Annotated in this window: 22 protein-coding genes; 12 read left to right on the forward strand and 10 right to left on the reverse strand. The window is 54.7% G+C overall.

Annotation, left to right across the window (positions count from 1 at the left end; translation table 11 throughout):
- Positions 1-17 precede the first annotated feature (17 nt).
- On the forward strand, positions 18-281 hold the full coding sequence (grxC, locus tag ACA043_RS15130) for a glutaredoxin 3 (RefSeq protein ID WP_187680565.1): 264 nt from the start codon (positions 18-20) through the stop codon (positions 279-281).
- A gap of 21 nt (positions 282-302) precedes the next feature.
- Here grxC and ACA043_RS15135 read toward each other — a convergent pair whose 3' ends face one another.
- From ACA043_RS15135 to ACA043_RS15145, 3 genes are all read right to left on the reverse strand, one after another.
- Complete coding sequence (locus tag ACA043_RS15135; RefSeq protein ID WP_497657310.1) at positions 303-2,375, reverse strand: 2Fe-2S iron-sulfur cluster-binding protein; 2,073 nt, start codon at positions 2,373-2,375, stop codon at positions 303-305.
- Between the two features lie 67 nt (positions 2,376-2,442).
- The gene (locus ACA043_RS15140; RefSeq protein WP_401264154.1) at positions 2,443-2,640 is read right to left on the reverse strand and encodes a hypothetical protein; all 198 of its coding nucleotides are present in this window, start codon (positions 2,638-2,640) and stop codon (positions 2,443-2,445) included.
- A 41-nt stretch (positions 2,641-2,681) separates the two neighbouring features.
- Entirely contained in the window at positions 2,682-3,350 is a 669-nt protein-coding gene (locus tag ACA043_RS15145) for a DJ-1/PfpI family protein (RefSeq protein WP_497613953.1), read from the reverse strand.
- A 219-nt stretch (positions 3,351-3,569) separates the two neighbouring features.
- Between ACA043_RS15145 and ACA043_RS15150 the strand changes: the two genes are divergently transcribed.
- Complete coding sequence (locus tag ACA043_RS15150) at positions 3,570-4,346, forward strand: alpha/beta fold hydrolase (RefSeq protein ID WP_401264152.1); 777 nt, start codon at positions 3,570-3,572, stop codon at positions 4,344-4,346.
- 37 nt (positions 4,347-4,383) lie between these two features.
- Here the strand turns inward: ACA043_RS15150 and ACA043_RS15155 are convergent, their stop codons facing one another.
- From ACA043_RS15155 to cynR, 4 genes are all read right to left on the reverse strand, one after another.
- On the reverse strand, positions 4,384-5,295 hold the full coding sequence (locus tag ACA043_RS15155; protein ID WP_401264150.1) for a LysR family transcriptional regulator: 912 nt from the start codon (positions 5,293-5,295) through the stop codon (positions 4,384-4,386).
- Positions 5,295-6,215: a LysR family transcriptional regulator gene (locus ACA043_RS15160; protein ID WP_187680558.1), complete on the reverse strand. Its 921-nt coding sequence runs from the start codon at positions 6,213-6,215 to the stop codon at positions 5,295-5,297. Before ACA043_RS15160 ends, ACA043_RS15155 begins: the two co-directional genes overlap by 1 nt.
- Positions 6,216-6,413: 198 nt before the next feature.
- Positions 6,414-7,043 (reverse strand): glutathione S-transferase family protein, encoded by a 630-nt coding sequence (locus ACA043_RS15165; RefSeq protein WP_187680557.1) that lies wholly within the window; start codon positions 7,041-7,043, stop codon positions 6,414-6,416.
- Positions 7,044-7,178: 135 nt separating this feature from the next.
- Positions 7,179-8,063, reverse strand: a complete 885-nt coding sequence (cynR, locus tag ACA043_RS15170) for a transcriptional regulator CynR (protein ID WP_497657311.1) — start codon at positions 8,061-8,063, stop codon at positions 7,179-7,181.
- Positions 8,064-8,397: 334 nt separating this feature from the next.
- On the opposite strand from cynR, the gene ACA043_RS15175 reads away from it, so the two are divergent.
- On the forward strand, positions 8,398-9,330 hold the full coding sequence (locus ACA043_RS15175; protein WP_489880477.1) for an alpha/beta fold hydrolase: 933 nt from the start codon (positions 8,398-8,400) through the stop codon (positions 9,328-9,330).
- A gap of 25 nt (positions 9,331-9,355) precedes the next feature.
- On the opposite strand, the gene gorA is transcribed toward ACA043_RS15175, so the two are convergent.
- On the reverse strand, positions 9,356-10,717 hold the full coding sequence (gorA, locus tag ACA043_RS15180) for a glutathione-disulfide reductase (RefSeq protein WP_187680556.1): 1,362 nt from the start codon (positions 10,715-10,717) through the stop codon (positions 9,356-9,358).
- Between the two features lie 618 nt (positions 10,718-11,335).
- A complete protein-coding gene (locus ACA043_RS15185; RefSeq protein ID WP_489880475.1) occupies positions 11,336-11,806 on the reverse strand; it encodes a chemotaxis protein in 471 nt (156 codons plus the stop codon).
- A 536-nt stretch (positions 11,807-12,342) separates the two neighbouring features.
- On the opposite strand from ACA043_RS15185, the gene ACA043_RS15190 reads away from it, so the two are divergent.
- Positions 12,343-13,119, forward strand: coding sequence for an alpha/beta fold hydrolase (locus tag ACA043_RS15190; protein ID WP_497657312.1), 777 nt, complete (start codon positions 12,343-12,345; stop codon positions 13,117-13,119).
- A 421-nt stretch (positions 13,120-13,540) separates the two neighbouring features.
- Positions 13,541-14,101 carry a fasciclin domain-containing protein gene (locus ACA043_RS15195; protein ID WP_489880564.1) on the forward strand — a complete coding sequence of 187 codons (561 nt, stop codon included), beginning with the start codon at positions 13,541-13,543 and terminating at the stop codon, positions 14,099-14,101.
- Between the two features lie 580 nt (positions 14,102-14,681).
- On the opposite strand, the gene ACA043_RS15200 is transcribed toward ACA043_RS15195, so the two are convergent.
- On the reverse strand, positions 14,682-15,659 hold the full coding sequence (locus tag ACA043_RS15200; RefSeq protein WP_497657313.1) for an NAD-dependent epimerase: 978 nt from the start codon (positions 15,657-15,659) through the stop codon (positions 14,682-14,684).
- A 607-nt stretch (positions 15,660-16,266) separates the two neighbouring features.
- Here ACA043_RS15200 and rfaH point away from each other — a divergent pair.
- The 7 genes from rfaH to ACA043_RS15235 all read left to right on the forward strand — a co-directional run bounded on the left by rfaH (position 16,267) and on the right by ACA043_RS15235 (position 24,522).
- Complete coding sequence (rfaH, locus tag ACA043_RS15205) at positions 16,267-16,800, forward strand: transcription/translation regulatory transformer protein RfaH (RefSeq protein WP_497657314.1); 534 nt, start codon at positions 16,267-16,269, stop codon at positions 16,798-16,800.
- 96 nt (positions 16,801-16,896) lie between these two features.
- Positions 16,897-18,000 carry an outer membrane beta-barrel protein gene (locus ACA043_RS15210; protein WP_497659651.1) on the forward strand — a complete coding sequence of 368 codons (1,104 nt, stop codon included), beginning with the start codon at positions 16,897-16,899 and terminating at the stop codon, positions 17,998-18,000.
- 12 nt (positions 18,001-18,012) lie between these two features.
- Positions 18,013-18,546 carry a polysaccharide biosynthesis/export family protein gene (locus tag ACA043_RS15215; RefSeq protein WP_489880471.1) on the forward strand — a complete coding sequence of 178 codons (534 nt, stop codon included), beginning with the start codon at positions 18,013-18,015 and terminating at the stop codon, positions 18,544-18,546.
- 2 nt (positions 18,547-18,548) lie between these two features.
- Positions 18,549-20,858, forward strand: a complete 2,310-nt coding sequence (locus ACA043_RS15220; protein WP_497657315.1) for a GumC family protein — start codon at positions 18,549-18,551, stop codon at positions 20,856-20,858.
- Positions 20,859-21,002: 144 nt separating this feature from the next.
- The gene (locus tag ACA043_RS15225) at positions 21,003-22,394 is read left to right on the forward strand and encodes an undecaprenyl-phosphate glucose phosphotransferase (protein ID WP_497657316.1); all 1,392 of its coding nucleotides are present in this window, start codon (positions 21,003-21,005) and stop codon (positions 22,392-22,394) included.
- A 69-nt stretch (positions 22,395-22,463) separates the two neighbouring features.
- Positions 22,464-23,804, forward strand: coding sequence for a UDP-glucose dehydrogenase family protein (locus ACA043_RS15230; protein WP_497657317.1), 1,341 nt, complete (start codon positions 22,464-22,466; stop codon positions 23,802-23,804).
- 13 nt (positions 23,805-23,817) lie between these two features.
- Entirely contained in the window at positions 23,818-24,522 is a 705-nt protein-coding gene (locus tag ACA043_RS15235) for a WecB/TagA/CpsF family glycosyltransferase (protein WP_187679860.1), read from the forward strand.
- Position 24,523: the final 1 nt, after the last annotated feature.

A 24,523-nucleotide genomic window follows, 5' to 3' on the forward strand; every position in this document is an offset into this window, starting at 1 on the left:
AACGAGGAGGAGTTTTCATGCCTGAAATCATTATGTATACCACTAGCACCTGCCCTTACTGCCGTGGTGCTAGGCAGCTGCTTGACTCTAAAGGTATTTCTTTCACCGAAATCGACGTTCAGTCAGCTGATCAGAAGATCGAAATGATAAATCGCAGCGGCCGTCGCACGGTTCCGCAAATTTTCATCGGCGACTGGCATGTGGGTGGATTTGACGACCTCGCTCAACTCGACCGTGAAGGCGGTTTGGCTCAAGCGCTCAACCCGCGTCTCGCGGGATGAGCGATAGAGAAGGCGTTCATGTCACAGATCCAAAATCAGGGGGGCGTCGCCCTCCTTGCTTTGCGCTGGTACTGCGCAGCAAATCAAGACCTCTCCCTGCGCCGGCATTTCAGCGGGCAAGTTCAAATAGTGCACTTCGCCACTGATCAATTTTGTACGACAAGTCCCACATGACCCGCCGCGGCAACTGAAGTCCGGATTCAGACCACGACTTTCAGCCAGCTCCAACAGGCTGCCGTTTCCTGGTTCCCAACGGGCCTCTTTCGCAGAAGTCGCGAACAGCACTTTAACCGGTCCACTGGCTGGCGGAACTTGCTCTACCGCCGGGGTCAACTGATCGCGTAATCGAACCAGAGTCGAAGGCCCGAATGTTTCGGCGTGAATGCGATCATCGCCAATGCGTAGTTCTCGTAGCCCATCGTATAGAGCCTGGGTGAAGGCGCCCGGACCGCACAAGTAAAAGTCATAATCATCCAAGGGCAACAGCGCTTTGAGTAAAGCTACGTCCACACGTCCAGCTAATTCGAAGTCTTCGCCCTCGCGAGCGTGTTGCTCCGGCTGACTTAGAAGTCGCAATGCGCGAATCTTGTCTTTTGCACGGGTCGCCAGTTCAAACAGTTCATCGCGAAATGCCAGCTCCGCCAGACTACGCGCGCTTTGAATGAACCAGGTCGGCCGAGTGCGACGGATTCGTTCTCCTTCATAGATGACTTCGCGCAGCATCGACAGCAACGGCGTGACCCCAACGCCAGCGGCCAATAGAACCAATGGCCGATGCTCATCGGCGTGCACTGTGAAACGACCTTGGGGGGCACGAGCTTCAATGAGATCCCCCACCCGAATCTGGTTGTGCAGGTGCGACGAAACCAACCCGTCACGCTTGACACTGATCCGGAAGAAAGTGTCAGAAGGTGCGCTCGACACGCTGTAAGTTCGGACCAGGGGTGGCTGTCCTTCAGCCAGGTGAAACCGTACGGGTAAATGTTGGCCAGCCTCAAAGCGCGGCAATCCTGCCCCATCGTCAGGTTCCAGATAAAAAGAACTGATGGTGCTGCTCTCTTCAACGATACGGGTCACGCGCAGATGCCGCCATTGGTCGCGTAGTGCATCGGCCTTTAAGCGGCCTTCTGCTTTTTCCCAACTGCCAGTCATCAGACTATTAGGCGAGAAACCTTCAAGCGCCCAGCGCAGGGCCAGTACGCCTCGCCTTCTAACGACATGCTCTACCGTTAAAGTCCAGAGTCTTTCCGCCCCTTGGAATGCTGCGACTTCCGGCCCCTCAAGAATAATCTCAGTGCGCCCTGCCACCTGAAGCACATCACCTGACGAGAAATCGACAAAGACCAATCCAGCCTTAGGATTGAGCAACAAGTTGCCCAATGTATTGAAATGCAGATTGCCAGCGAAATCGGGAATCGTCAGAACATTGCCTTGGACCCTGACAAAGCCGGGGTTACCTCCGCGGTGCGAGACGTCCACCGAGCGTCTGGATGAATCTCCTTCGAGGTCGATGTAGCTGGCGAGGAAGAAGGTATCGGCCTTGCGAATCATCTCGCTTGCGGCCTCGTCCAATTCGCTTAAGCATTCCGCTGCAACATTGGATGAGGGCCGACCAACGCTGACCGGTTCTACGCTCCGCAACTGGATGTATTGCGGACAGTTGCCGAAAGCGTGCACGACAGAAACGGCAATACCGCCAGATAAGGCGGTACTGATGTTGCCATTCATTCGATTGCGCCTTCGGGTCTTCAAATCGATGCCGAGCAGCCCGACTGCGGCACCCGTTACCAAAGCTGCTTTGACTGGGTCACCCTCTGCGGGAAGGCGGTCGAGTTGCAAAATGCGTGGATCGGGTGAGTGAACGAAACCTGGAGGGCCTTCTATCAACGTCGCCCAAGGAATGCCTTTTTCGTCAACCGCACCCAACACTAGATAAGGAAGCTGGCTGTAGAACGAGCGATGCTGATCCGGCATGTAGTCGCGAACAACCTTTCGCCCAAATTGCTCCATCTGCTGCGCCACGCCGACACTTTCTTGCAACTGCCGCTCACCAGCATGCCAGGGTGAGGCCCTTTGCTCATCAGTATTATTCATGATCACCTCTACGTATTCTTAAACAGGTGAATCGACCGGGTGGGCTGTATAAAGTCGACCAGATTCTTCAAGAAAAATCGCCACCTTTTGCCCGTTCGGTGTTGGCCAGTAGTAGTAGTCCAATACTTCGGATGGTTTTGACATCGGTATAACCTCTGAACACATCGACGGGAAAACCAGGACAGATATTCGAATTGAGTTCCCATTTTCCACCGGAAAAAAAGTCGTTCTGAATACCAACGAGGATGAGTGCGGTGTCAGCCATACAATTGCCTCCAGAAAGTCGATACAGAATACTCAGTGGGGCTAGGCTACTTGCGGCGCGTCGTACCAATCACGATCGGGTGTAGCGAAACGCATTTTTTGACGGATATAAGTCGCGTTTTCTGAACTGGTTAGTTTTTCCAGCAGCAAAAAAGCGACTTCTGTGGCGGTACCAGGACCGCTGGAAGTAATGATGTTGTCGTGAACAACGACTGGTCGATCTACGAAGAGAGCGCCGCTTTCCACTAACTGGTTTTTCCTTTTTCCTCCCTCTTGGTGATAGGTGGTTGCATGCTTGCCACGTAACACGCCTGCTACCCCCAAACACACCGATGACACGCAGACGCTGGCGACGGGTTTGCCGGCTTCAACGAATTGTCGAATGGTTTCAAGAAAAGGCTCACTAAGAGCTTCCTCATAGAATCCTGCAGGTTCAAAACCCCCCGGCAAAGCCAGTGCATCAAAGCTACTCACGTCTAGATCACGGAGCAGAAAGCTCGGATTAAGCGCGAGACCAAATGTGGTGATGATTTTTTTGCGTAGGCCTGCATTCACTAACTCAAGAGGACAATCGCCGAGCAAATCGGCCCAACCGAGCACGTCAGTGAAGGCCGCCATTTCCATTGGTTCTACACCGTTGGCTAACAGCATGAGTACTCGTTTCATTGTTGTCTCCGCGGTCAGGCGTTTAATAAAGTGCTTGAAACGCATGCTCCGCTTTAATCGCTTTGGTGAGAACGAACACAAAACACAATCCAATGTTTCGCCTGCTGAAATGCTGGGGGACGTTTGTATCGGTTTGTAGCAAAGGCCGTATCAGACACGTTTCCATGCATAGCACTGGAAAACCGGACACATACGGGACACAGCTAGCGTTCTAAATATTCCTGTCGCTCCACCACCCATCTCCCGTTTGCACAGGAACATCAGATGAAAAAGATATTCGCAGGTCTGGCCTTGGCAGCCGCGATGGTTACAGCCACCGCAGCGATGGCCGCGCCGGTCAAACCGACTGTAGTGCTCGTACACGGAGCTTTCGCCGATTCGAGCAGTTGGAATGGCGTCGTCAAAATCCTGGAAAAAGATGGCTATCCAGTGATCGCAGCCTCGAACCCGCTGCGCTCACTCAAAGGTGACGCGCAGTCGGTCGCCGACATGCTCGCCAGCATTAAAACGCCGGTCGTGCTGGTTGGGCACTCCTATGGTGGCCCGGTCATCAGCGAAGCGGCTTACGGCAATGCCAATGTCAAAGCACTGGTATACGTCGCCGCTATTGCACCCGAAGCAGGTGAATCCACCGCAGAGTTATCTGGACGTTTCCCGGGTGGCACGCTGGGCCCTACCCTCGCCCCCCCCGTAGCCTTGGCTGACGGCGGTAAGGATCTGTATATCCAACAAGACAAATTCCACGACCAGTTCGCAGCCGACGTTTCCAACGCAGACGCCAAATTGATGGCTGCGACTCAACGTCCCGTAACGGTTGCAGCACTCAATGAAGCATCCACAGAGCCGGCCTGGAAAACCATCCCTTCCTGGTTTGTCTACGGCGACGCTGATAAGAACATCCCAGCACAAGCCCAAGCCTTTATGGCTGAACGAGCGCACTCCAAGCAGACCGTCGTAGTTAAAGGCGCGTCGCACGTTGTGATGGTGTCCAATCCGAAAGTCGTCGCCAGCCTGATCGAAAAGGCAGCGAACGCCAAATGAAGCTCGTCGGCGACCTCAGTCCGCGATCGCCGAACGCTCAATGAACATCCGGCAACATTGCCGGATGTTCGCGCAGGCCCTCGACAATGTGGTCGACAAAACTGCGCACTCTCATTGAAGCTCTACGCCCTTCTCGGTAAACGACATGAACTGGAAGCGCTGGCAGCTCGAAAGGTTGCAACACCCTGCGTAACCGACCGCCATTTAAATAATCGTAGGCGGGATAACTGAGGCAGCGCGTAAGCCCCGCGCCATGAGCCGCCGCATCGATGGCAGATTGAACAGTGGTGCAGCTGACGCGTGATCGGGCCTTAATGGTGGATTGAAAGCCTTGGTTGGAAAAATCCCAGTTGATCTTCTCCCGATAAGCTTGAATGCCAATCAGCCGGTGACTTTTAAGATCCTCAGGCTCGGCGGGCACACCATGGGCTTCGAGATAGGCAGGACTGCCACAAACGATCGTACGAACGAAACCAACAGGCCTGGCGATCAACGATGAACTGGGCAAATTCCCCACCAGCACGGCCACGTCAAGCCCCTCCTCGTTCATGTTCGGAAAACGATCATGATAATGGGCGAATACTCTGACTTCGGGATAAAACTCCATGTAATTCGCAAGCAAAGGCGTCATTACATAGCGGCTGAAAAGGAGTGGAAGCAATACAGTCAGATTTCCCTGAGCCTGAACATGAAGGCCTTTAGCTGATGCTTCTGCGTCTTCGATTTCTTTGAGGATGCGGGAGCAATCAGCCATAAAAGCAGCACCCGACTCAGTCAACGAAACTCCACGAGTGCTTCGTTGCAATAGCGGCACCCCTAGGCGCGCCTCCAATCGGGCAATCGCGCGAACGACTGTCGGGCCAGAAACGTTCAAACGGCGCGCAGCTGCCGCCAGGCTTGGCCGCTCTGAGAGCGCTTCAAACATAAGCATTTCATGAAAGCGGTCCATTAGAGCGCGCTTTTCATAGTAGGTCGAAGCGCGGTATCACGTCCCAGACGTTCCGTGAGGAAATCCACGAACGTACGTATCTTCGCTGGTACGCGGTTACTCTTGAGGTAAACGACCTGGATGGGTAAAGCGGGCGGTTCAAAATCTTGGAGTACTACCTCCAGTTCACCGGCGGCTACTTGACTAGCCACCTGGTAGGACAACACGCGTGTCACACCCCAGCCCAGACAAGCAATATTGATGGCAGCTTGATTTGCGGTAACGACTAGCCGCGGATCGAAACGAAAGCTTAGTGCATTTCCTTCATTTTCAAATTGCCAATCGCTCAACAAATGGCTCGCGGAAGACATAACGATTTTGGCAGAACCTAATTCTCCAGGATGGCGGGGTCTGCCGAATTCCTCGAAATACTTGGGGGCGCCACAAATTACCTGGCGCACCTCGCCAACTTTGATACCGTGCTGATTATTCTCGTGCAGATGGCCAATACGGATCGCCACATCGATACCTTCATCAACCATGCTTGTCACGCGGTCAACCAGTAACGCGTTGAGATGTACAGAAGGAAATTGATCCAAGTACTCAGCCAGCAAAGGCGCAATGTACAACTCACCGAAAAGCACGGGAGCTGTCACCGTCAGGTGCCCACACGGAATTGAGTAGCTGCCGGCAGCAGCTTCCTCCGCTTCATTGACCTCACCGAGTATTCGCCGACAATCATCAAGATACCGTTGCCCTGCCTCAGTCAAGTGCAAGCTACGAGTTGTGCGTGAAAGCAACTGAGTGCCGATGCGTTCCTCCATAGCAGCAATGGCACGGGTAACGCTGGGGGGAGAAATATTCAAACGACGGGCGGCGGCCGCAAAACCTTCTTCTTCGGCCACCGTCATGAATATCTGCATTTCCTGAAAGCGATCCATAGGCGACTCAGCCGTGGTGTAGGGACAGCAAGATCTGATCGCGAGAGCGAGCAGACGTAGATGCAAAAAAGTGTCGCCTAGAGCGACTAGTGCAAACCCTATCCAGATGACTAGTGCGACAGGCGAAAATTCGAAGAGATCGTAGTTGAATGAGCGAAGACTACCCGGAATTTTTCCCGGGTAGCTCCGGCCGCTGGATCAAGCTTGTTGCAAACCCTTGGCAGTACGCTGCATACCTACGAAATTTGGCAATGCCTCGATACTGCTCAACCAGGCCCGAACGTTAGGATAGTCAGTCAGTGCAACATTGCCTTCTGGAGCATGGGAGACGTACGTGTAGGCTGCGACATCTGCAACGGTCGGTTTGTCGCCAGCCAGGAATTTGCTTTTACCCAACTCTTGCTCCATCACTGTCAGCAGGGTGTGGGACTTGCTGATCGCATCCTCCGCATTGTAACCGGCACCGAACACCGTGATCAGTCGAGCGGTAGCGGGGCCTGAGTTGATCTGCCCGGCGGCAACGGACAGCCAGCGTTGTACTTTTGCTTGCGCTACAGGATCAGTGGGCAGCCACTCACCGTTGCCGTATTTAGCAGCGAGATAGACCAGAATGGCGTTCGAGTCAGCTAGAACGGTGCCGTTATCATCGATCACCGGTACTTGGCCGAAGCTGTTGAGCGCTAGGAATTCGGGCATTTTGTGCGCGCCCTTCATCAGATCCACAAATATCAATTCTGTTGGCTGGCCGAGGAGTGAGAGCATCAATTCGACACGATGCGCGTGGCCAGACAATGGATGACGATAAAGCTTGATTGGTTGTTGGGACATGACGTACTCCGGTTGTTCTGGATTCGACCCGGTGATCGTGTCGATGGAGTCATCTTGCTCTCCCCTACCAAACAGAGGAATTACCATTATTTACAATCCAGCATTTCACTGGGCGTAATGGTCAGCACCCTATTCTCAGTCCACTGCCGCGGATCCAAGCATCAAATTCATGAATGCGACCGACGCGGCACTGTGGTAGTTATTTTTTCGCCTTAGAATCGACACTCCCCGTTGAGGCGCCTTGTCGAGCAAGGCTAGCTTGTGCAGAGCGCGATCCTGCGTGGCGATGGGTTCAGGAAGAATGGTGGCGACCGCGGTGTTTCGAATGACTTCAAGCAACGTGTTTACGGAGTTGACCTGGATCGTCACCTTGGGCGTGATTTTCGCTTTGGTGAAGTACTCATCGATACAAATGCGCGTAGCGAAGTCAGGGGTCAGCAAAGCAAAATCCAGTTGAGCTAACTGGCCCGTCGTGAGTGCTTCCTGGCAGTCATAGAGTGGGTGAGCGCGCCCAACCATCAGACCGAGCGTCTCGACGAAGGCCGGGATTGATTCGATATCGGCGTTTCTCACTTGGTCAAATGCAACAGCTATATCCAGCGAGTCATCGACCAATCCCGTTTCGATGTCGCCCATCGACAACTCGAAAATCTCTAAGCGAATGTTCGGGAATTGGGAGATGTAATCACGCACTAGTGGACCTAAGACGTACGCCATGAAGGTTGGGGCCATGGCAAGCCGTAACGTGCCACGGGACAAGTCTTTCACGTCGTGCAATGCCCGTTTACCCGCCGCCAGCTCCACCAGTACGCGCCGGGCGCATTCGATGTAGGCGAGCCCAGCATCTGTGGGTCTGACAGTCCGGGATGTTCGGTCAAAAAGGCTGACGCCAAGCGTTTCTTCCAGCTGCCGTATCTGCTGCGACAGTGTCGGCTGAGACACATGAAGGACTTCTGCGGCTCGGGTGAAACCACCGTGGTCAGCTACTGCCAACAGATACCGCAAATGTCTTAGAAGCATTGGATCACCGCAAGATTGGGTTCGTAATGCATTGTATCTCTGACCGTTGCGCAGCGATTGGCAGAGCAGGTATCAGCTTATTTTTCTCAACCGAGTCTCCCAAAATGGAATGGATCTTCCGTGAGCACCGCTGCCGCGCAGATGCCCAGCTCTGTGTCGGGATTAGAGTACTCCCGTCCTCATGATTCTTTCACCAGGTGAAATACCGCATTGTCATTATTAGTCATTCCTCAGATTCAGTGGTTTATCGAGTATTGGATACAGCGCAAAACAACATCAACGCGCAGACCAAACTTCTCCGCAGATTAGCTCTGCAACCACTGGAGTACCGGTGATGCCCTTACTTAAATACCTCTCCTTTCTCGTTTTGACGATGCTTTTGGGCTTCGGACATGCCCAAGCAGAAACGCCAAAAATGAAGTATCGCCAAGTGACAGTCGATGGCGTAAATATTGCCTATCGAGAAATTGGCGATCCCAGCGCCCCCTCCGTATTACTCCTTCATGGAGTGCCCAGCTCGTCTCGCATGTACGATGATCTCATGAAGCAATTGGGTAACCGTTTCCACCTCATTGCTCCGGACTACCCAGGCTTCGGTAACAGCGATGCGCCCCCACCAGACAAGTTCGTCTACACATTTGATCACCTTGCGAAGGTGATTGAGCACTTCACAGATGCAGTCGGGCTCAAACGGTACAGCTTGTTTATGCAAGACTACGGCGCTCCCGTCGGTATGCGATTAGCGATGGCAAGGCCCGAAGCCATAACCTCAATGGTGTTCCAAAATGGCAATGTCTATGCAGAAGGCCTGGGTAAGATGTGGGACAGCCGCAAAGCCTACTGGGCTGATCGCAACGCCTATGAGGCCAAATTTCAGGCTGCTCATTTATCCCTGGACGTAACCCGACAGCGGCATGTCGGCAGCGATCCAGACGTCACAGCGTACAACCCCGATTTATGGCAGGACGAAGTGGCATTCCTCAACCGCCCCGGTGAAGGCGCGATTCAAATGGCACTGATCTACGACTATCGCACCAATATCGATGCCTACCCGGCGTGGCAGAAATGGCTGCGTGAACATCAGCTACCCACACTGGTTATCTGGGGCAAGCATGATTTGGCCTTTACCGTTGCAGGCGCTGAAGCTTTTCGCCGGGACTTGCCCAATGCAGAGATTGCGATTCTCGACGGGGGACATTTCGTTATGGACACCCGGCTGGAAGACGTCGCGAACCTCACTCGAAAATTCCTGATCAAGCAAAAATGAAAAAAGCGCACCCTGACCTGATCAGTCACCGGCTGCTCACCGCCGTACGGAGGGTAACGAACTCTTCTGCGGAGGTCGGATGAACGCCAATAGTGTCATCAAAAAGTCGTTTGGTGGCACCCGCCTTAAGAGCAATCGCTAAGCCTTGAATGATATCCCCCGCGTCCGGACCGACCATGTGGCATCCCAGAACTCGATCAGATTCTGCGTCCACTACCAGCTTCATCAGCGTCTGTTCTGACGACTCGGTGAGAGTCAATTTCATAGGGCGGAACCTGCTCTCGAACACAACTACTTTGTGGCCCAGATCAACGGCTTGCTGTTCGGTAAGCCCCACCGTGCCTATGTTCGGCTGACTGAACACAGCGGTCGGAATGTGCCGATAATCGACCGGACGATATTGCTCAGGTTTGAACAACCGACGGGCGACTGCCATGCCCTCTGCTGTCGCAACGGGTGTCAACTGGACACCGCCAATAACATCACCCAGAGCCAATATGGAAGGCTCGCGAGTTTCAAAGTGCTCATTCACGTCAATATAGCCAGCCTCGGTGAGTTCGACGCGCGTGTTTTCCAGCCCAAGACTATCGAGCATAGGCCTTCGACCAGTGGCGTAGAAGATGCTATCAGTTTCGAGCTGCGTTCCATCCTGAAGCGTCGCTAGCAAACTTCCGTCTGGCTGCTTATCAATTCGGACAACGTCAGTGTTGAAATCTAATCGCAACCCGCGCTTAGTCAACTCCTCTGCCAGATGAGTACGAACCGACTGATCGAATCCTCGCAAAAACATATCGCCTCGGTACAGCAGCCGAGTATCAGCTCCTAGCCCGTTGAAAATGCCGGCGAATTCGACGGCAATGTAACCACCGCCGACCACCAGGATTCGCTTAGGCAACTCTTCCAGGAAGAATGCTTCATTCGAAGTGATCGCATACTCGTGTCCCGGAATCTCCGGGATCCGCGGCCAACCGCCAGTCGCAATCAAAATCCGCTCAGCGCTGAAACGCTGGCCGTTCACATCAACATGGTTCGCATCTGCTAATCGCGCATGGCCTTCGAGCAACGTGACGCCGCTATTAATCAAAAGCTTACGGTAGATGCCATTGAGACGATCGATCTCACGGTTCTTGTTCGCAATAAGCGATGACCAGTCGAAATTCGCCTTGCCCGCTGTCCAGCCGAAGCTTTCGGCCTGTTCGAAGTCGTCAGAAAAATGGGCACTGTAAACCAACAGCTTTTTTGGAACGCAGCCGACATTCACACACGTGCCGCCTAAGTATCGACTTTCGGCAACCGCTACTTTTGCACCAAAATCTGCTGCAAACCTTGCAGCACGCACTCCACCCGAGCCGGCACCAATGACAAATAGATCGAAGTCGTAGCTCATTTCAGTTCTCTGCAGGGAATGCACAGCGCCCGGCTGTCCAATTTCATTTGAGGAATAACGACCGGAGCTTCAGCGAATGCATCAGTGAGGTACAAAGCCTCGAAAAAAAACCTCCGCCTGATTGCGGTTGGCACAAATCAGTCATGCCTAATCCGCTGGTCTCACTTGCCAAGCCCCCCATGAATTGGGGAAGCAAGAAGCCGGCTTCGTGCTCACGATGAAGCACCATTGAGGTATCCGGATGGGAGACGCCAGGACAGGATTGATGAGTGCCAAACATTGGAATCTCCCATTAATGGAGAACGCTGCGACAACTCCAATAGTTGATCGCTTCTGGGAACAGTTTCACCAATAAATGGGGTTTAGAGAATGAGCAGAGATGTCATGGCTTAATTGTGCAGGATGAAACAATGTTGGTAGAGGCTTCTGAACAGGCAATCAATCTATTCAGGAAGGATTTAGAGCAATACGCAGCTGGAGGTCTCTTCCGAATCGAGTGCCGACAAGCCTGAGGCGGGCCGACCTGCTTGGCTGGTCAGAACTCGCGGAGGAGCGTTACCGTGTCAAAGTGGTCGAAAGCGGTGATGTTAGTGAAGGCTCCATGCGCGGCGGTGTATGTCAATCTCTAGGAGCTGAAAGGGAGTTCGAAAGCTTTTTCATCGAAGACGAGAGCTTCATCTCGTTTTCTGTGCGGTGCAGATCATTCGTGGTAGTAGTGAGCTGGCTAGTGAGAATACCTAACTCCCCGAGAATGCCCTGTACCTTCCCCTCACGCTCTTTTTCGCTCAGAGAGTGATTGTTCTTGATGGCATCCAATTCTTCCATTTTCTTTTGAATTTTCTCTTGGATGTCTCTTATCGCTTTGAGAATTTTTTTAACGCCATCCGGTAGATTGCTAGCGTCGATATCCGCATTTTTGTCGGTCTCACTTGACGCTTTCGCAGTCCCCTCGGGGGACAAAGTCACTTTTACACCTTCGGTAACTGCTGGTACGTCGGAGTCGCCTGACGTCTCACTCGGCACTGATTTCGCAGCATTTGAGGGTTCTATGATTTTAATCGAAGCGTGGGCAGCGGCATTGATTTGCATGAGATTCTCCCTTTTTGTCTTTGCTGTATCGACGTTCGCGAAAAGTACTTGAAGGCAGTAGTGAGAAAAAGCCTTTGGGAGTGAGCGGGCTAACGAGTATCGGCATCTGGCCTACAGGGCATCGAGGACTCTAAATTGATTTTGCGCGAACTGATCAAAATCAAAGGATCTTCTCTAGAGGTTGTGCAGGGACGCATTCCGTCGAATTTCATCAGTTTTGAATTCAATAACCCCTCAAGCGCAACGCCTCTCCCGACCGAAATAATCGCGGCCATTTCAAAAACCGGAACAGTAGATTGTCTTTTTTGGTCGTTCTCCCGGGTTTGTTTAGGGCAGACCATGGGCCACGCAGTGCATTGATTTGCAACCGGCCGCAGAGGCATCAACTTGATGAAATTCGTTTTTTTGATGATGCAAAGAAGGTTCTGAATCGTTGCAAAGACTTACTACGTGCCCACCCGAAAGGGAGGGCTGATTCTGTACCCGGCACAAATTGATGGAATTGCGTCAACCTTCGTCACACACAGGAACTCTAGATGAACAAGTTATTCTCAGGCCTGGCCTTAGCGGCCGCAATGGTTACAGCCACCGCAGCGATGGCTGCGCCGGTCAAACCGACTGTCGTATTGGTTCATGGCGCTTTCGCCGATTCCAGCAGTTGGAATGGCGTCGTCAAAATTCTGGAAAAAGATGGCTACCCAGCGATCGCAGCGTCGACCCCGTTGCGCTCACTCAAAGGTGATGCTCAGTCGGTCGCCGACGTGCTCGCCAGCATCAAAACGCCCGTTGTGCTGGTCGGGCATTCGTATGGTGGTCCGGTCATCAGCGAAGCGGCTTATGGCAACACCAATGTTAAAGCGCTGGTATTCGTCGCAGCCATTGCACCCGAAGCAGGTGAATCCACCGCAGAATTATCTGGACGTTTCCCAGGCGGTACGCTGGGCCCTACCCTCGCCCCTCCAGTAGCCTTGGCTGACGGCGGTAAGGATCTGTATATCCAACAAGACAAATTTCACGACCAGTTTGCGGCGGACGTCTCAAACGCTGACGCACGCGTCATGGCGGCGACTCAACGTCCCGTCACTGTCGCCGCCCTAAACGAAGCATCGACCGAGCCGGCCTGGAAAACCATTCCTTCTTGGTTCGTCTATGGGACCGCCGACAAGAACATCCCGGCACAAGCCCAGGTGTTCATGGCCGAGCGGGCACATGCCAAGCAAACCGTCGCAGTCAAGGGCGCCTCTCATGTGGTGATGGTATCCAACCCGAAAATCGTTGCCAGCTTGATCGAAAAAGCAGCTAACGCCAAATGACGACAAGTCGCGGCTTAGAGTTGAGCCGCTTCATCATTAAACGAGCATCCGGTCGTACTACGGATGCTTACTTGAAGCCCTAGACGATGCAATCGACAGATTCGCGGAGCCGGAGTAGGAGTGTTGTCAATCATACATAGCCGGAGAGCCGACGAACGTGCAGTCCGCACTCGATCCGCCTATTGGCAGAATAAGAGCGCTCAAGCCGGTCGACGCTGATGGCAAACCTCGTTCACTGTGCCTACTGTCAGCCGATGCCTACATTCTCTCTAGAATCTTTGAACGGCTCACCTATCAGGGTGCCGACCAGACCGGTCATCGCCCAAGGGAAAATATGGTCGCCCTGATGCATCCGTTCAGGGACTTGCTCCGTACATTTATCACCTTCATCCGAAGGACCGAAGAATCTAGGAGAAGTACCATGCTTACCCTTGCTCAACGCATCGCCGCGGTCTGCTTCGCTACCCTCTTTTTTGCTGCGTCACCAAGCTTTGCCGCCGAACCCGTCATGGTAGGTGGTGCCCCCATGTATCCGAACAAGACTATTGTCGAGAATGCCGTCAACTCGAAAGACCACACGACCCTAGTGGCGGCGGTCAAGGCCGCCGGCCTCGTGGACACGCTTAATAGTAAAGGTCCATTTACCGTCTTCGCACCAACCAACGAAGCCTTTGCCAAATTACCCGCCGGAACCGTAGACACACTGGTCAAACCGGAAAACAAGGCAGACTTGACGAAGATACTGACGTATCACGTGGTTGCTGGTACTCACACCGCCAAGCAGTTGATGGCGGACGCCAAAATGAATGGCGGCAAGGTTGTGTTGAAAACCGTGCAGGGGGAGTCATTCACCGTCATGGCGCACGATGGAAAACTATCGGTGATGGACGCCAAAGGTGGCAAAAGCGCGATCAGCATTGCTGACGTCATGCAGTCCAACGGCGTCATCCATGTGGTTGACACAGTGCTGATGCCTAAGTAAGAGCTGAAAACCCGGCGGACATTATCTAATGTCCGCCGGGGATTAACTGCTGACCTGAGCGACCGACATAAAACTGCGAGTGGCTGACACTCATACTCGCTCGATTGCCCTACCGCCCTCCTAGGGTAGATGTTTGACGAAAACCGCACACACGAAGGGCTCGAGGCAATCGAATCATGGCAGCGCGAAGCCCGGCAGGCGTTTACCTACCAGGTCGAGCCAATTGAGGTGGCCGAGCACGCTGGCACATTGACCGTCACGGCTCGCGTTACTGGCAACTTCCCTGGCAGTCCAATCAATTTGAACCACGCGTTTACGCTGCAAGATGGTCGGATTCACTCTCTAGAGATTACGCCATGAATCTTGATTTGGGCGGCAAGCGGATCCTGGTAACCGGCGGCACGAAAGGTGTCGGCAAGCGTTGGTCAACCTGCTTCTCGCTGAAGGCGCGAAAGTACTGACTTCAGCGCGTCAGGCGAACATCGATATGCCGCAAGACCTCTGCGTAGAGGCTGATCTTTCCACTCGAGAGGGTTGTGAAACGCTGGTGCCACTGACCAGAACGAATCAGCCATAGGCGTTAAACCTGATAATACTGGCGATACCACTTCACAAATTGCGCCACCCCTGCTTCAACCTCCACCTGCGGAGAAAAACCGATCCATTCTGCCAGCGCCGAAACATCGGCCCAGGTATTGATGACATCGCCCGCTTGCATCGGCATAAAGTTGCGCTGAGCCTTTGTGCCCAATGCCGTCTCCAGGCAATCGACAAAATCCAGCAGCGCTACCGGGCTGCCGCGCCCTAAGTTGAAGATCCGGTTGACGCCTTCGCCCTCCTTGTCGGCTACCGGCGGTTTCGGACACAGCCGCACGATGCTTTCAACAATGTCATCGACGTAGGTAAAGTCCCGCGCCATTTGACCATGGTTGTAAACATCTATCGGACGGCCCTGCAGGATCGCTTCGGTGAACTTGAATAGCGCCATGTCCGGTCGACCCCATGGCCCGTAAACGGTAAAAAACCGCAGCCCGCTGGCCTTCAGCCCGTAGAGATGGCAGTAACTGTGGGCAAGTAATTCATTGGCGCGTTTGGTGGCGGCGTACAGGGAAACCGGTTGCTCGACCGCGTCGTCGACACGGTAAGGCTGCTTGCTGTTGGCACCGTACACCGAACTGCTAGACGCGTAGATCAGATGCGCGGGCTGATAATGTCGACAGGCTTCCAGCACATTCAAAAATCCCACCAGATTCGACTGCGCGTAGGCATCCGGGTTATCCAGTGAATAGCGAACACCCGCCTGAGCGGCCAGGTGGACGACTTCGGTGAAATCGTGCTCATCGAACAGCGCCATCAAGGCCGGCTTATCGACAATATCCATCGTGTGGAAACGGAAACCTTGCAGCTCGCTCAACTGCTTGAGGCGCGCCTGTTTGAGCGCCACGCTGTAATAATCGTTGAGGTTGTCGATGCCTATTACTGTGTGACCGTCCAGAGTCAATCGTTTGACCGTGTGATATCCAATAAAGCCCGCAGCACCTGTCACAAGAACGGTCATAGTCCCTGCTCCAATCAACTCAATAGGTGAATACTTATAGCGTTGATCGGGAAACGCAGTCCAGACTTTATAATAATCCCCAACTATGGGGATTCGCCTGTTGATCTTGCCTATTAGCCTTCACCTTGAAAGACGAAAAAATTCCGAGCCATCCGTCAGAAATAAATACTCAATAAAAACAAAAAGATGTAATCGGCCGAATTCATTATTGGATTAATGGCGTGTTTTTTGACAAGGAACGTTTGACAGACCGTGAAGACTGGCCGATAACTACCAAGGTCTCGTCGAACAAGGCGCGAGCGCTAATTTACTCGACAGCTGACATTTTAGAGACAACTACTTAGCTACCTATCATAAACGCTGCGATATGCAGACCGTGCGGTAGCTTTGTCTCTGTAAAAGTTAGACGGTTAATCGCTCCTAGTGCGCTGCACAATATAGCGTCACGCCCTGGCGTCACGCACCTTAATGAAACCTTATGTGATTCATTATTGAAACACCCTTGCGTTACATCATAATAAAAACACTCTTCTGCCAACGGTCTCTTCTTAGCCCACCATTGAGCTACTGCCTGCATAAACTTTCGATCATTACAGAGTTTACCAGCATGCCAGCAACCAGCTCAGATCGACCTAATTGGTACTTATTGCAATGCAAACCACGTCAGGATGAACGTGCCCACCTCAACCTCCTCCAACAGAATTATGTGGTCTACCACCCCCAGCTAGTCAGTGAACGCGTCATTCGCGGGAAACGACAGCGGGTGTTGGAATCCCTCTTCCCCGGATATTTGTTTATCCAACTCAGCCGCAACGACAATTGGGCGCCCTTGCGTTCCACTCGCGGTGTCAGTCGCATTGTCGAATTCAACCATGGTCCTGCGACGGTGGCAGAGCACGTCATCGAGCATTTGCGTGGGCGCTGTCTTGAATCAGAGTCGGACGCGGACGAAGCGCTCAAACCCGGCGAGCATTTGCAGATCATCAGCGGCCCACTGTCGACACTGGAAGGCGTATTCGTTGCTGCGCACGGTACCGACCGGGTGATGATCCTTCTGCAGTTTCTCAACCGGGAGCAATCTGTCTGCTTGCCACTCAGCGTTCTTGAACGTCAACAACCCAGCTATCAAAACTATAACTAGCTGCCTGCCTCTATATGCCTTTTCCTCAGGAGCTATAACATGGCCTTGATGTCACGTTGCCCTGTTGTACTGATGACGGCCTCTCTTTATTCCGGAATGGCCTGGAGTATTGAACCGCAAGCGATAAATGTTTACGGATTCGATTTCACTCCGTCTTTTTTGTTTTCAGAAAGTTATGACGACAACTTTCGCGAAGTGGAAAACAATACGCAGTCTTCCATGATTACCAAGTTGGCGCCCTCCTTCGAACTCAAAGCCGAAGATCGCAACAGCGCCACTCGGCTGATCTGGCAGCCCACTCGCTACATCTATCACGACGAGTCGGATGCCTCGAACACGGCGCAACGTGTGCGTGCGGACAGCGTCATGGAGTTCACCGACCGGCATCGGCTGAAACTCGAAGCCGAATATCGGAAATGGGAGCGCACGGAATCGACGGCGGTCGAAGGCGTCAACGACAAGCTCAACAACAAAAAGGTCGGTGGCCTCTACACCTTTGGCGCCAAGAGCGCTGACAATCAACTCGAGTTCGGGGCCAATTACGCCGAACTGCGTTACGACAATGCCGATGGCATCAACGACGACAAAGAACGCAATACCACCGCACTCACCAGCACCTGGTACCACCGCATCGGCAGTAATACCCGAGGCCTGCTGGAATATGACCACACCAACTTTGATTACCAGCAAGCCAACAGTCCGCGCAGCAGTAAATCAGATGCCGTGCTGGCCGGTGCCGTATGGGATTTCACGGCTCGCACCACGGGCAAAGTCCGCCTCGGTTATGAGCGAAAGAACTTCGACAGCGACGAATCCAATGACCTCAACAACCCCACCTGGCAAGTGGATTTGCAATGGAAGCCGCGAACTTACTCGACGTTTACCTTTGTTGCTCGCCAGGCCCTCGCTGAAGGTGACGATGGCGCTGAAGCCGTGAAGTCGACGTTCACCCAGGTGGGTTGGCGTCATGGCTGGACGGAACGCATCACCACGGTGGCACAAGCCGGGGTCGGGCGTTATGTCTACGAAGGTCAAAACCGAACCGACAATCTTCAGGACTACAACCTGGCGGTGGTGTACGCGATGCGCCGATGGCTGGATATCGAACTCGGTTATCGCTTCCGCGACAACGATTCTGATGCCGACAATGAAAGCTTCAGCCGCAACGTGTTTCAGATCAGCTTCAACGTCAGCCTTTAAGAGGGTCTCGACATGAACACACACACCTTTGTCTTGTTGTTCGCGCTGGTTTTTGTCCCTTCTGCGTATGCAGCAGACCCCGGCACTCAATACAAACTGGCGGCTGGTGATGTCTTGCGCATCATCGTGTTCGGTGAGCCGGAGTTGAGCCTGAAAAAGATCCGTCTCAGCGACGCCGGCACCTTTTCCTACCCTTTTCTGGGCGAGATTTCCGCCAAAGGACTCACCCCCGGCCAGGTCGAAAAAATCATTGTGGACGGGCTTAAACAGGGTTACCTGATCGACCCGAAAGTCAGCCTGAGCCAGATCGAATACCGCTCGTTCTACATCAATGGCGAAGTGAAAAAACCCGGCAGCTATCCATTCGTGCCCGGCCTGACGCTAGAGAAAGCCATCGCATTGGGCGGTGGCTTGACCGAGCGGGCCTCAATCAAGCGCGTGACCATATTGCGCGGTGACGGTGGTTCGACCCTCACCGATGACGTTACGCGAAACACCACGATTGCCCCCGGCGACACCATTTCCATTGCACAAGGCTTTTTCTAATCATGGACAACAGCCCTAGCACCTACGTCGAACGTCCTCTTCAAGCGCATCTGCATCAGCAGTACAGCGAAGACAAGGACACCATTGATCTTTTAAAGCTCTGGAGGGTGATCTGGCGTGCCAAATGGAGCATCGGATGGCTGGTTCTGGTGAGCGGTCTGCTGGCGGCCGTGGTGGTCTCGACCATCACCCCGCAATACATCGGCAGCACCACGTTGCTGTTCAACGATAAAACGCCTCCGCTGATGTCCTTCCAGCAAGTCAAGGATTCAGGCGGCAACGCCACGGATTACTTGCAGACCCAGCAAGCGCTCCTGCAATCGCGGGATCTTGCCGAACGCGCGGTGAAAAAACTCGGCCTGACGACTCACCCGGTCACCGACCCGCGGCAGCAACCGAAGCCCTGGTTCACACCGCGCCAATGGTTGACCAAACTTGATCTCGAGCAGTGGGTTCCGGGGCTGGGCATGTTGATGCCGCTCAAAGATGTGCTCACCGAAGAAGACGTCTTCAATCAGGTCACGCAGAACCTAATGCTGCACACCAGCGTCAAGTTCGTCGGCAAGAGCCAATTGCTCGAAATCGAGGTGGAGCTGCCCGACCCTGATCTGGCGGCCGCAGCAGCCAATGCGCTGGCCCAGGGTTTTACCGACAGCCAGCTCGACACCAGCGAGAAGTCGTCGCAAACCACCACGGCGTGGATGAACACAAGGCTGGTCAAGCTGCGTGACAACTTGCGTGCGGCCGAGAAAAAGCTTCAGGGCTACCGCGAAGAGCAAGGCCTGGTCGACGTTGGTGGGGTTGCCACTATCAGCGCCAACGAACTGGAAATGACCGGTAATCGCATGGTTGACGCCCGTCGTAATCGCGCTGAAGCCGAGAGCGAGTACCGCCAGGCGAAGTCTCTGAGCAATGGCGATCTAAGTCGGCTCTCCAGCGTGCCTGCCGTCTTGAGCAACCCGTTGGTGCAGAAATTTCAGGCGGACCGCGCCTTGGCCCAGGCCAAGGTTGATGAACTGGCGGGACGCTATGGTCCAAAACACCCGAGCCTGGTGTCTGCGCAGTCCGAATTGCGCACCGCCACCACCAGCCTGCAATTGCAAGTCCAGCAAGTGGTGGCCGGTATTGAACGGCAATACCAGCTCGCGACGGCCAGTGAAGCCTCGCTGCGCCAATCCTTCAACAGCAACAAGGCGCAAATCCAGGACATCGCTCGCAAAGAGTTCCAGTTACGCGAGTTCCAGCGTGAGGTCGACAGCTCCCGCGCGCTCTATGAAACGTTCGTCACCCGTTTGAAAGAGACCACGGCCACCGCCGACATGGACTCGACCAAAGTGCGCATCGTTGACCCGGCCATTGTTCCAGTTGAGGCGAGCAAGCCCCGTAAAACTTTGATTGTCGGGATCGTCGGGTTGATCGCTGCGGTGATCGGCGTTGCTTTGGCGCTGCTCTTCGAGAGCCTGAGCAATACCTTCAAAACCGACGAGTCGATCGAAAGCGCGCTCAACATTCCACTGCTCAGCGTCGTGCCGTTGGTAACGAAGAAAACTCGCCGGCAACTGGCGCGCTTGTTCGAAGACAACGACAACCCGCGTTTTTCCGAGACCATTCGCAATCTGCGCACCTGGCTGATGTTGCAAAGCAGCGAAATGCCCTCGCAGGTGGTACTGGTGACGTCGACCGTTGCCGGTGAGGGTAAAAGCACCATTGCCAACAACCTGGCCAGTTCACTGAGTTCGCTGGAGCGGGTGCTGTTGATCGATGCTGACATGCGTCAGCCAACCCTGGCGCTGAACTTCGACTTCCCACCGGACAGTCCGGGACTGGCGAACGTCATTGCAGGCACCGCCAGGCTCGAAGACTGCATCGTTTCGGTGGGCAACCTGGACATGCTGCCGGCCGGGAAGGTTCTGCCGCCTTCGCTGGATATGTTCGCCGCACCGCGCCTGCCTTCCCCTGCCACTTCGCCGAACGCGTTGCAGCCGCCACCACAGGATTTGCTCAGCTCGCCGCGCATGGCGCGCATGCTTGAGGTACTCAGATCGCGTTACCGCCACATCATCATCGACTCACCCCCTGCGGAGATGATCAGCGACGCGTTGTTGCTGGCCAAGCACTCGGATGCGGTGATCTATGTAGTCAAGGCCGACAGCACGCCCATCAGCCAAGTGCAAAGGGGCCTTGCCATGTTGCAACAGAGCCATGTGCCGGTATTTGGCACCGTGCTCAATCAGGTGGACCTGCGCAAGGCGCGCAAGTATGGCCACCACCACTCCCGGGCGTTCTATAACTACGACTTCGCGCCCAGGTAACGTCGGGCGAACAAGCCTGCCGTTGCCCCCGTTCTGCCATCACACAACCGCTTCACCTCTGCCGAACTACGGAACAGCCTTCAGGAGACACCTCGTGTCTGCCTGATTAGCGCTGATGGATGACTGTTGCCTGAGGTTAAGCCGATGACACCGCTCTATACCGCTCATATGACGCAACGCCGTGGCCTGACATTCTGGGGCCAGTGGCTGTGTGCGCTGTCGCTGGTGACTTCGCTGCTGATGCTGCTCGTGTATTGGCGCGTCGGCAGTCTGACCAGCGAATACCGCGTCCTGATCATTCTGACGGTGCTCGGTTCAGTGCCGATTTACAGTCTGATGAAGGTCTACCACAAACGCCATGGCCTGCTGGTCGGGCTCGGCAGATTGCTCGCCGGCTGGTTGATCCTGCTGGCCGTGCTCGCGGCGATTGCCTTCATCACCCAGACCAGTGCGACGTTTTCGCGCCAGGTGATCATTGTCTGGGCGGTGCTGGGTTTCGTGGTGCAGGCGGCGAGTTTTCTGCCCCTTCATTATTTGGCCCGACTGCACTCGCGCAAGGTCTGTAACGAGCGTCGTTCAGTGATCATCGGCACCTGCCCGACGGCCCATGAGTTGGCGAAAAAACTCTCCAGGCCAAATCGCGCGCTGGTACTGGGTTTCATCGCCGCCGCCGATAACAGCGGCCCGGCCCCGAGCATTCTGCCGCTGCTCGGTCACGTTGACGCGATTCGCGAAATCATCACGCGCCTGGAAGTGCGTCGCGTCTACGTCGTGCTGACCATGGCGCATGCCGCCACCATCGAAGCGCTCTACATCGACCTGCTGGACATGAATGTCGACGTGGTGTGGATCCCGGATTTCGGCAGCATGGTGTTGCTCAACCATTCGATCTCGGAAATCGAGCGGATGCCGGCCATCTACCTCAATGAAAGCCTGATCAGCTCGCATCCGGCCAGCCTGTTTTGCAAGGACCTGTTCGAACGCAGCCTGGCCACCGTGGCGATTATTCTGCTCAGCCCCTTGCTGTTGGTGGTGGCGGCAGCGGTCAAACTGACCTCCGCAGGCCCGGTGCTGTTCAAGCAGAACCGCCACGGTTGCAACGGTGAAGTGATCAAGGTCTGGAAGTTTCGCTCGATGCGCGTCCACGACGACCACGAGGTGCGCCAAGCCACCCGTGACGATGATCGCATCACCCCGATCGGACGCTTGCTGCGCCGCAGTTCCATCGACGAATTGCCCCAGTTGTTCAATGTCCTGTCCGGGCAGATGGCCCTGGTCGGCCCGCGCCCGCATGCCGTCACTCACAACATTTACTACACCGGCAAAGTCCGCGCCTACATGGCCCGCCATCGTCTCAAGCCGGGCATCACCGGGTTGGCCCAGATCACCGGGCATCGCGGCGAAACCGAGACGGTGGAAAAAATGCAGCTGCGCGTCGCCCAAGACCTCAACTACATCAACCAATGGTCGCTGTGGCTCGACATAAAAATCCTCATCAAGACGCCCTTCACGCTGTTTTCGAAAAACATCTACTGACCCCTGCCCCAGCTCTACAGCCCCCCCTGCCCTGCGTTGACAACCGTCACGACGACCTGAGGTTTGACCATGAATGTGAGCGTATTCGGTATTGGTTACGTGGGCCTTGTTCAAGGCGCCGCACTGGCCGAGGTTGGGCATAACGTGCTCTGCGTCGATGTCGACGCTGCCAGGGTCGAGGCGCTGAAGGAAGGCGCGCTGCCCATCTACGAGCCGGGTCTGAAAAACCTTGTGCGGGACAACTATCAAAGTGGCCGGCTGCGCTTCGGTATTGATCTGGCCGAGGCCGTTCACCATGGCGATGTGCTGTTGATTGCCGTCGGCACACCGCCAGACGAAGACGGTTCGGCAGACCTCAAATACGTGTTGAGCGTGGCGCAAACCATCGCGTCGAACATGGATCGGCACCACATCATCGTCAACAAATCCACGGTGCCGGTCGGCACTGGGGACCTGGTGCGTGAGCGTGTCGAGCAGGTATTGGCCGACAACAATCGCAGCGACCTGACGTTCGACGTGGTCTCCAATCCGGAATTTCTCAAGGAAGGCTGCGCGGTCGAAGACTGCATGCGGCCCGACCGGATCATCATCGGCACCGACAGCTCGCGTGCCGAAGAGGTCATGCGCGAGCTGTATGAACCGTTCAATCGCAGTCGCGAAAAAATCATTGTGATGGACGTTCGCAGCGCTGAACTGACCAAGTACGCCGCCAACTGCATGCTGGCGACGAAGATCAGCTTCATGAACGAAATGGCCTGCCTCGCCGAAAAACTCGGTGCCGACATCGAGAATGTCCGCCACGGCATCGGCTCCGACCCACGCATCGGTTATCAATTTATCTACCCCGGCCTCGGCTACGGCGGCTCGTGCTTTCCCAAAGACGTGAAAGCGCTGATACATGCCGCCACCAGCGTCGACATTGATGCCCGGGTCCTCAAGGCCGTCGAGGCGCGCAACCAGGAACAGAAAACCAGCCTGTACAGCAAAGTGTTCAATCACTTCGACGGCCACCTTCGCGGCAAGACCTTTGCCCTCTGGGGGCTGAGTTTCAAACCCAACACCGACGACATGCGCGAAGCCCCCAGCCGCGTATTGATGGAGGCCTTGTGGCAGGCCGGCGCCAACGTTCAGGCGTTTGATCCAAAAGCCATGGAAGAAGCCCAGCGCATTTATGGCTCGCGCGATGACCTGACGTTGGCAGGCACCAAGGAAGCGGCACTGAAAAATGCCGACGCGCTGATCATCGTCACCGAGTGGCAATCGTTTCGGGCACCGGACTTCGACCTGCTCAGTCAGCGGCTCAAACAGCCGTTGATCTTCGACGGACGCAATCTGTTCGATCCACAGCGTTTGAGCAAACGCGGCTTCACCTACGTTTCCGTGGGGCGGCAGACCCCCTCAGTCATCTGAAAGGAGCCGCGCCATGTTCAAGCTGGAATTAGTCGGGCAGTACTCACCGAAATTACTGGAGGCCAACCAGGCCTACTCCTTCATCAACTTCGCCTCCATCGGCAGCGTGTTCGGGCAGACCCCAAGCACCATCAACTATTTTTGCGACGGCATGCTGATGTCGACCTTCATGTCTCGCGTAACCGGCAAGACGATCGGCCGGGTCAGCTTTGACTTCACCTCGATTGCCGATCTTGTACTCGGCAGCGCTGAGCAACTGGGCAAGCGCGTGTATTTCGTCGGCGCTCGGCAAGTTGAACTGGATCTGTTCATCAGCAAGATCAAGAGCCTCTACCCGCAACTGGCCATCGCCGGTTACCACAACGGCTACTTTGATACCTCGCAGGCCGAGGCCATTCAGGCCGACATTTGCCACAGCGAAGCGGACATCCTGATCGTTGGCCTGGGCGCGGGACTGCAAGAGCAGTTCGAACAGGATGCGTTGCGCGCAGGCTTTCGCGGTGTCGCCTTCACCTGTGGCGGGTTCATTCGCCAGGAAGCCCTGGCCACGCGGCAGTACTACCCGGCGATGATCAATCGCCTGCACCTGCGCGCGTTTTATCGAATGTATCGCGAGCCTCATACGATCAAACGCTACCTCATCGATTACCCCAGCAACTTTGTGCACCTGTTGACGATGCTCGCTCGGCACAAAGTCGCCATCAGCGTTGGGGAATGAC

It is taken from the genome of Pseudomonas sp. LBUM1648, from assembly GCF_059716145.1.

What these genes read in the sequence shown, in the direction of transcription:
- grxC (WP_187680565.1), top strand. Translation starts at nt 18, where the DNA reads ATGCCTGAAATCATTATGTATACCACTAGCACCTGCCCTTACTGCCGT.
- ACA043_RS15135 (WP_497657310.1), bottom strand. Translation starts at nt 2,375, where the DNA reads ATGAATAATACTGATGAGCAAAGGGCCTCACCCTGGCATGCTGGTGAG.
- ACA043_RS15140 (WP_401264154.1), bottom strand. Translation starts at nt 2,640, where the DNA reads ATGGCTGACACCGCACTCATCCTCGTTGGTATTCAGAACGACTTTTTT.
- ACA043_RS15145 (WP_497613953.1), bottom strand. Translation starts at nt 3,350, where the DNA reads ATGCGTTTCAAGCACTTTATTAAACGCCTGACCGCGGAGACAACAATG.
- ACA043_RS15150 (WP_401264152.1), top strand. Translation starts at nt 3,570, where the DNA reads ATGAAAAAGATATTCGCAGGTCTGGCCTTGGCAGCCGCGATGGTTACA.
- ACA043_RS15155 (WP_401264150.1), bottom strand. Translation starts at nt 5,295, where the DNA reads ATGGACCGCTTTCATGAAATGCTTATGTTTGAAGCGCTCTCAGAGCGG.
- ACA043_RS15160 (WP_187680558.1), bottom strand. Translation starts at nt 6,215, where the DNA reads ATGGATCGCTTTCAGGAAATGCAGATATTCATGACGGTGGCCGAAGAA.
- ACA043_RS15165 (WP_187680557.1), bottom strand. Translation starts at nt 7,043, where the DNA reads ATGTCCCAACAACCAATCAAGCTTTATCGTCATCCATTGTCTGGCCAC.
- cynR (WP_497657311.1), bottom strand. Translation starts at nt 8,063, where the DNA reads ATGCTTCTAAGACATTTGCGGTATCTGTTGGCAGTAGCTGACCACGGT.
- ACA043_RS15175 (WP_489880477.1), top strand. Translation starts at nt 8,398, where the DNA reads ATGCCCTTACTTAAATACCTCTCCTTTCTCGTTTTGACGATGCTTTTG.
- gorA (WP_187680556.1), bottom strand. Translation starts at nt 10,717, where the DNA reads ATGAGCTACGACTTCGATCTATTTGTCATTGGTGCCGGCTCGGGTGGA.
- ACA043_RS15185 (WP_489880475.1), bottom strand. Translation starts at nt 11,806, where the DNA reads ATGCAAATCAATGCCGCTGCCCACGCTTCGATTAAAATCATAGAACCC.
- ACA043_RS15190 (WP_497657312.1), top strand. Translation starts at nt 12,343, where the DNA reads ATGAACAAGTTATTCTCAGGCCTGGCCTTAGCGGCCGCAATGGTTACA.
- ACA043_RS15195 (WP_489880564.1), top strand. Translation starts at nt 13,541, where the DNA reads ATGCTTACCCTTGCTCAACGCATCGCCGCGGTCTGCTTCGCTACCCTC.
- ACA043_RS15200 (WP_497657313.1), bottom strand. Translation starts at nt 15,659, where the DNA reads ATGACCGTTCTTGTGACAGGTGCTGCGGGCTTTATTGGATATCACACG.
- rfaH (WP_497657314.1), top strand. Translation starts at nt 16,267, where the DNA reads ATGCCAGCAACCAGCTCAGATCGACCTAATTGGTACTTATTGCAATGC.
- ACA043_RS15210 (WP_497659651.1), top strand. Translation starts at nt 16,897, where the DNA reads ATGGCCTGGAGTATTGAACCGCAAGCGATAAATGTTTACGGATTCGAT.
- ACA043_RS15215 (WP_489880471.1), top strand. Translation starts at nt 18,013, where the DNA reads ATGAACACACACACCTTTGTCTTGTTGTTCGCGCTGGTTTTTGTCCCT.
- ACA043_RS15220 (WP_497657315.1), top strand. Translation starts at nt 18,549, where the DNA reads ATGGACAACAGCCCTAGCACCTACGTCGAACGTCCTCTTCAAGCGCAT.
- ACA043_RS15225 (WP_497657316.1), top strand. Translation starts at nt 21,003, where the DNA reads ATGACACCGCTCTATACCGCTCATATGACGCAACGCCGTGGCCTGACA.
- ACA043_RS15230 (WP_497657317.1), top strand. Translation starts at nt 22,464, where the DNA reads ATGAATGTGAGCGTATTCGGTATTGGTTACGTGGGCCTTGTTCAAGGC.
- ACA043_RS15235 (WP_187679860.1), top strand. Translation starts at nt 23,818, where the DNA reads ATGTTCAAGCTGGAATTAGTCGGGCAGTACTCACCGAAATTACTGGAG.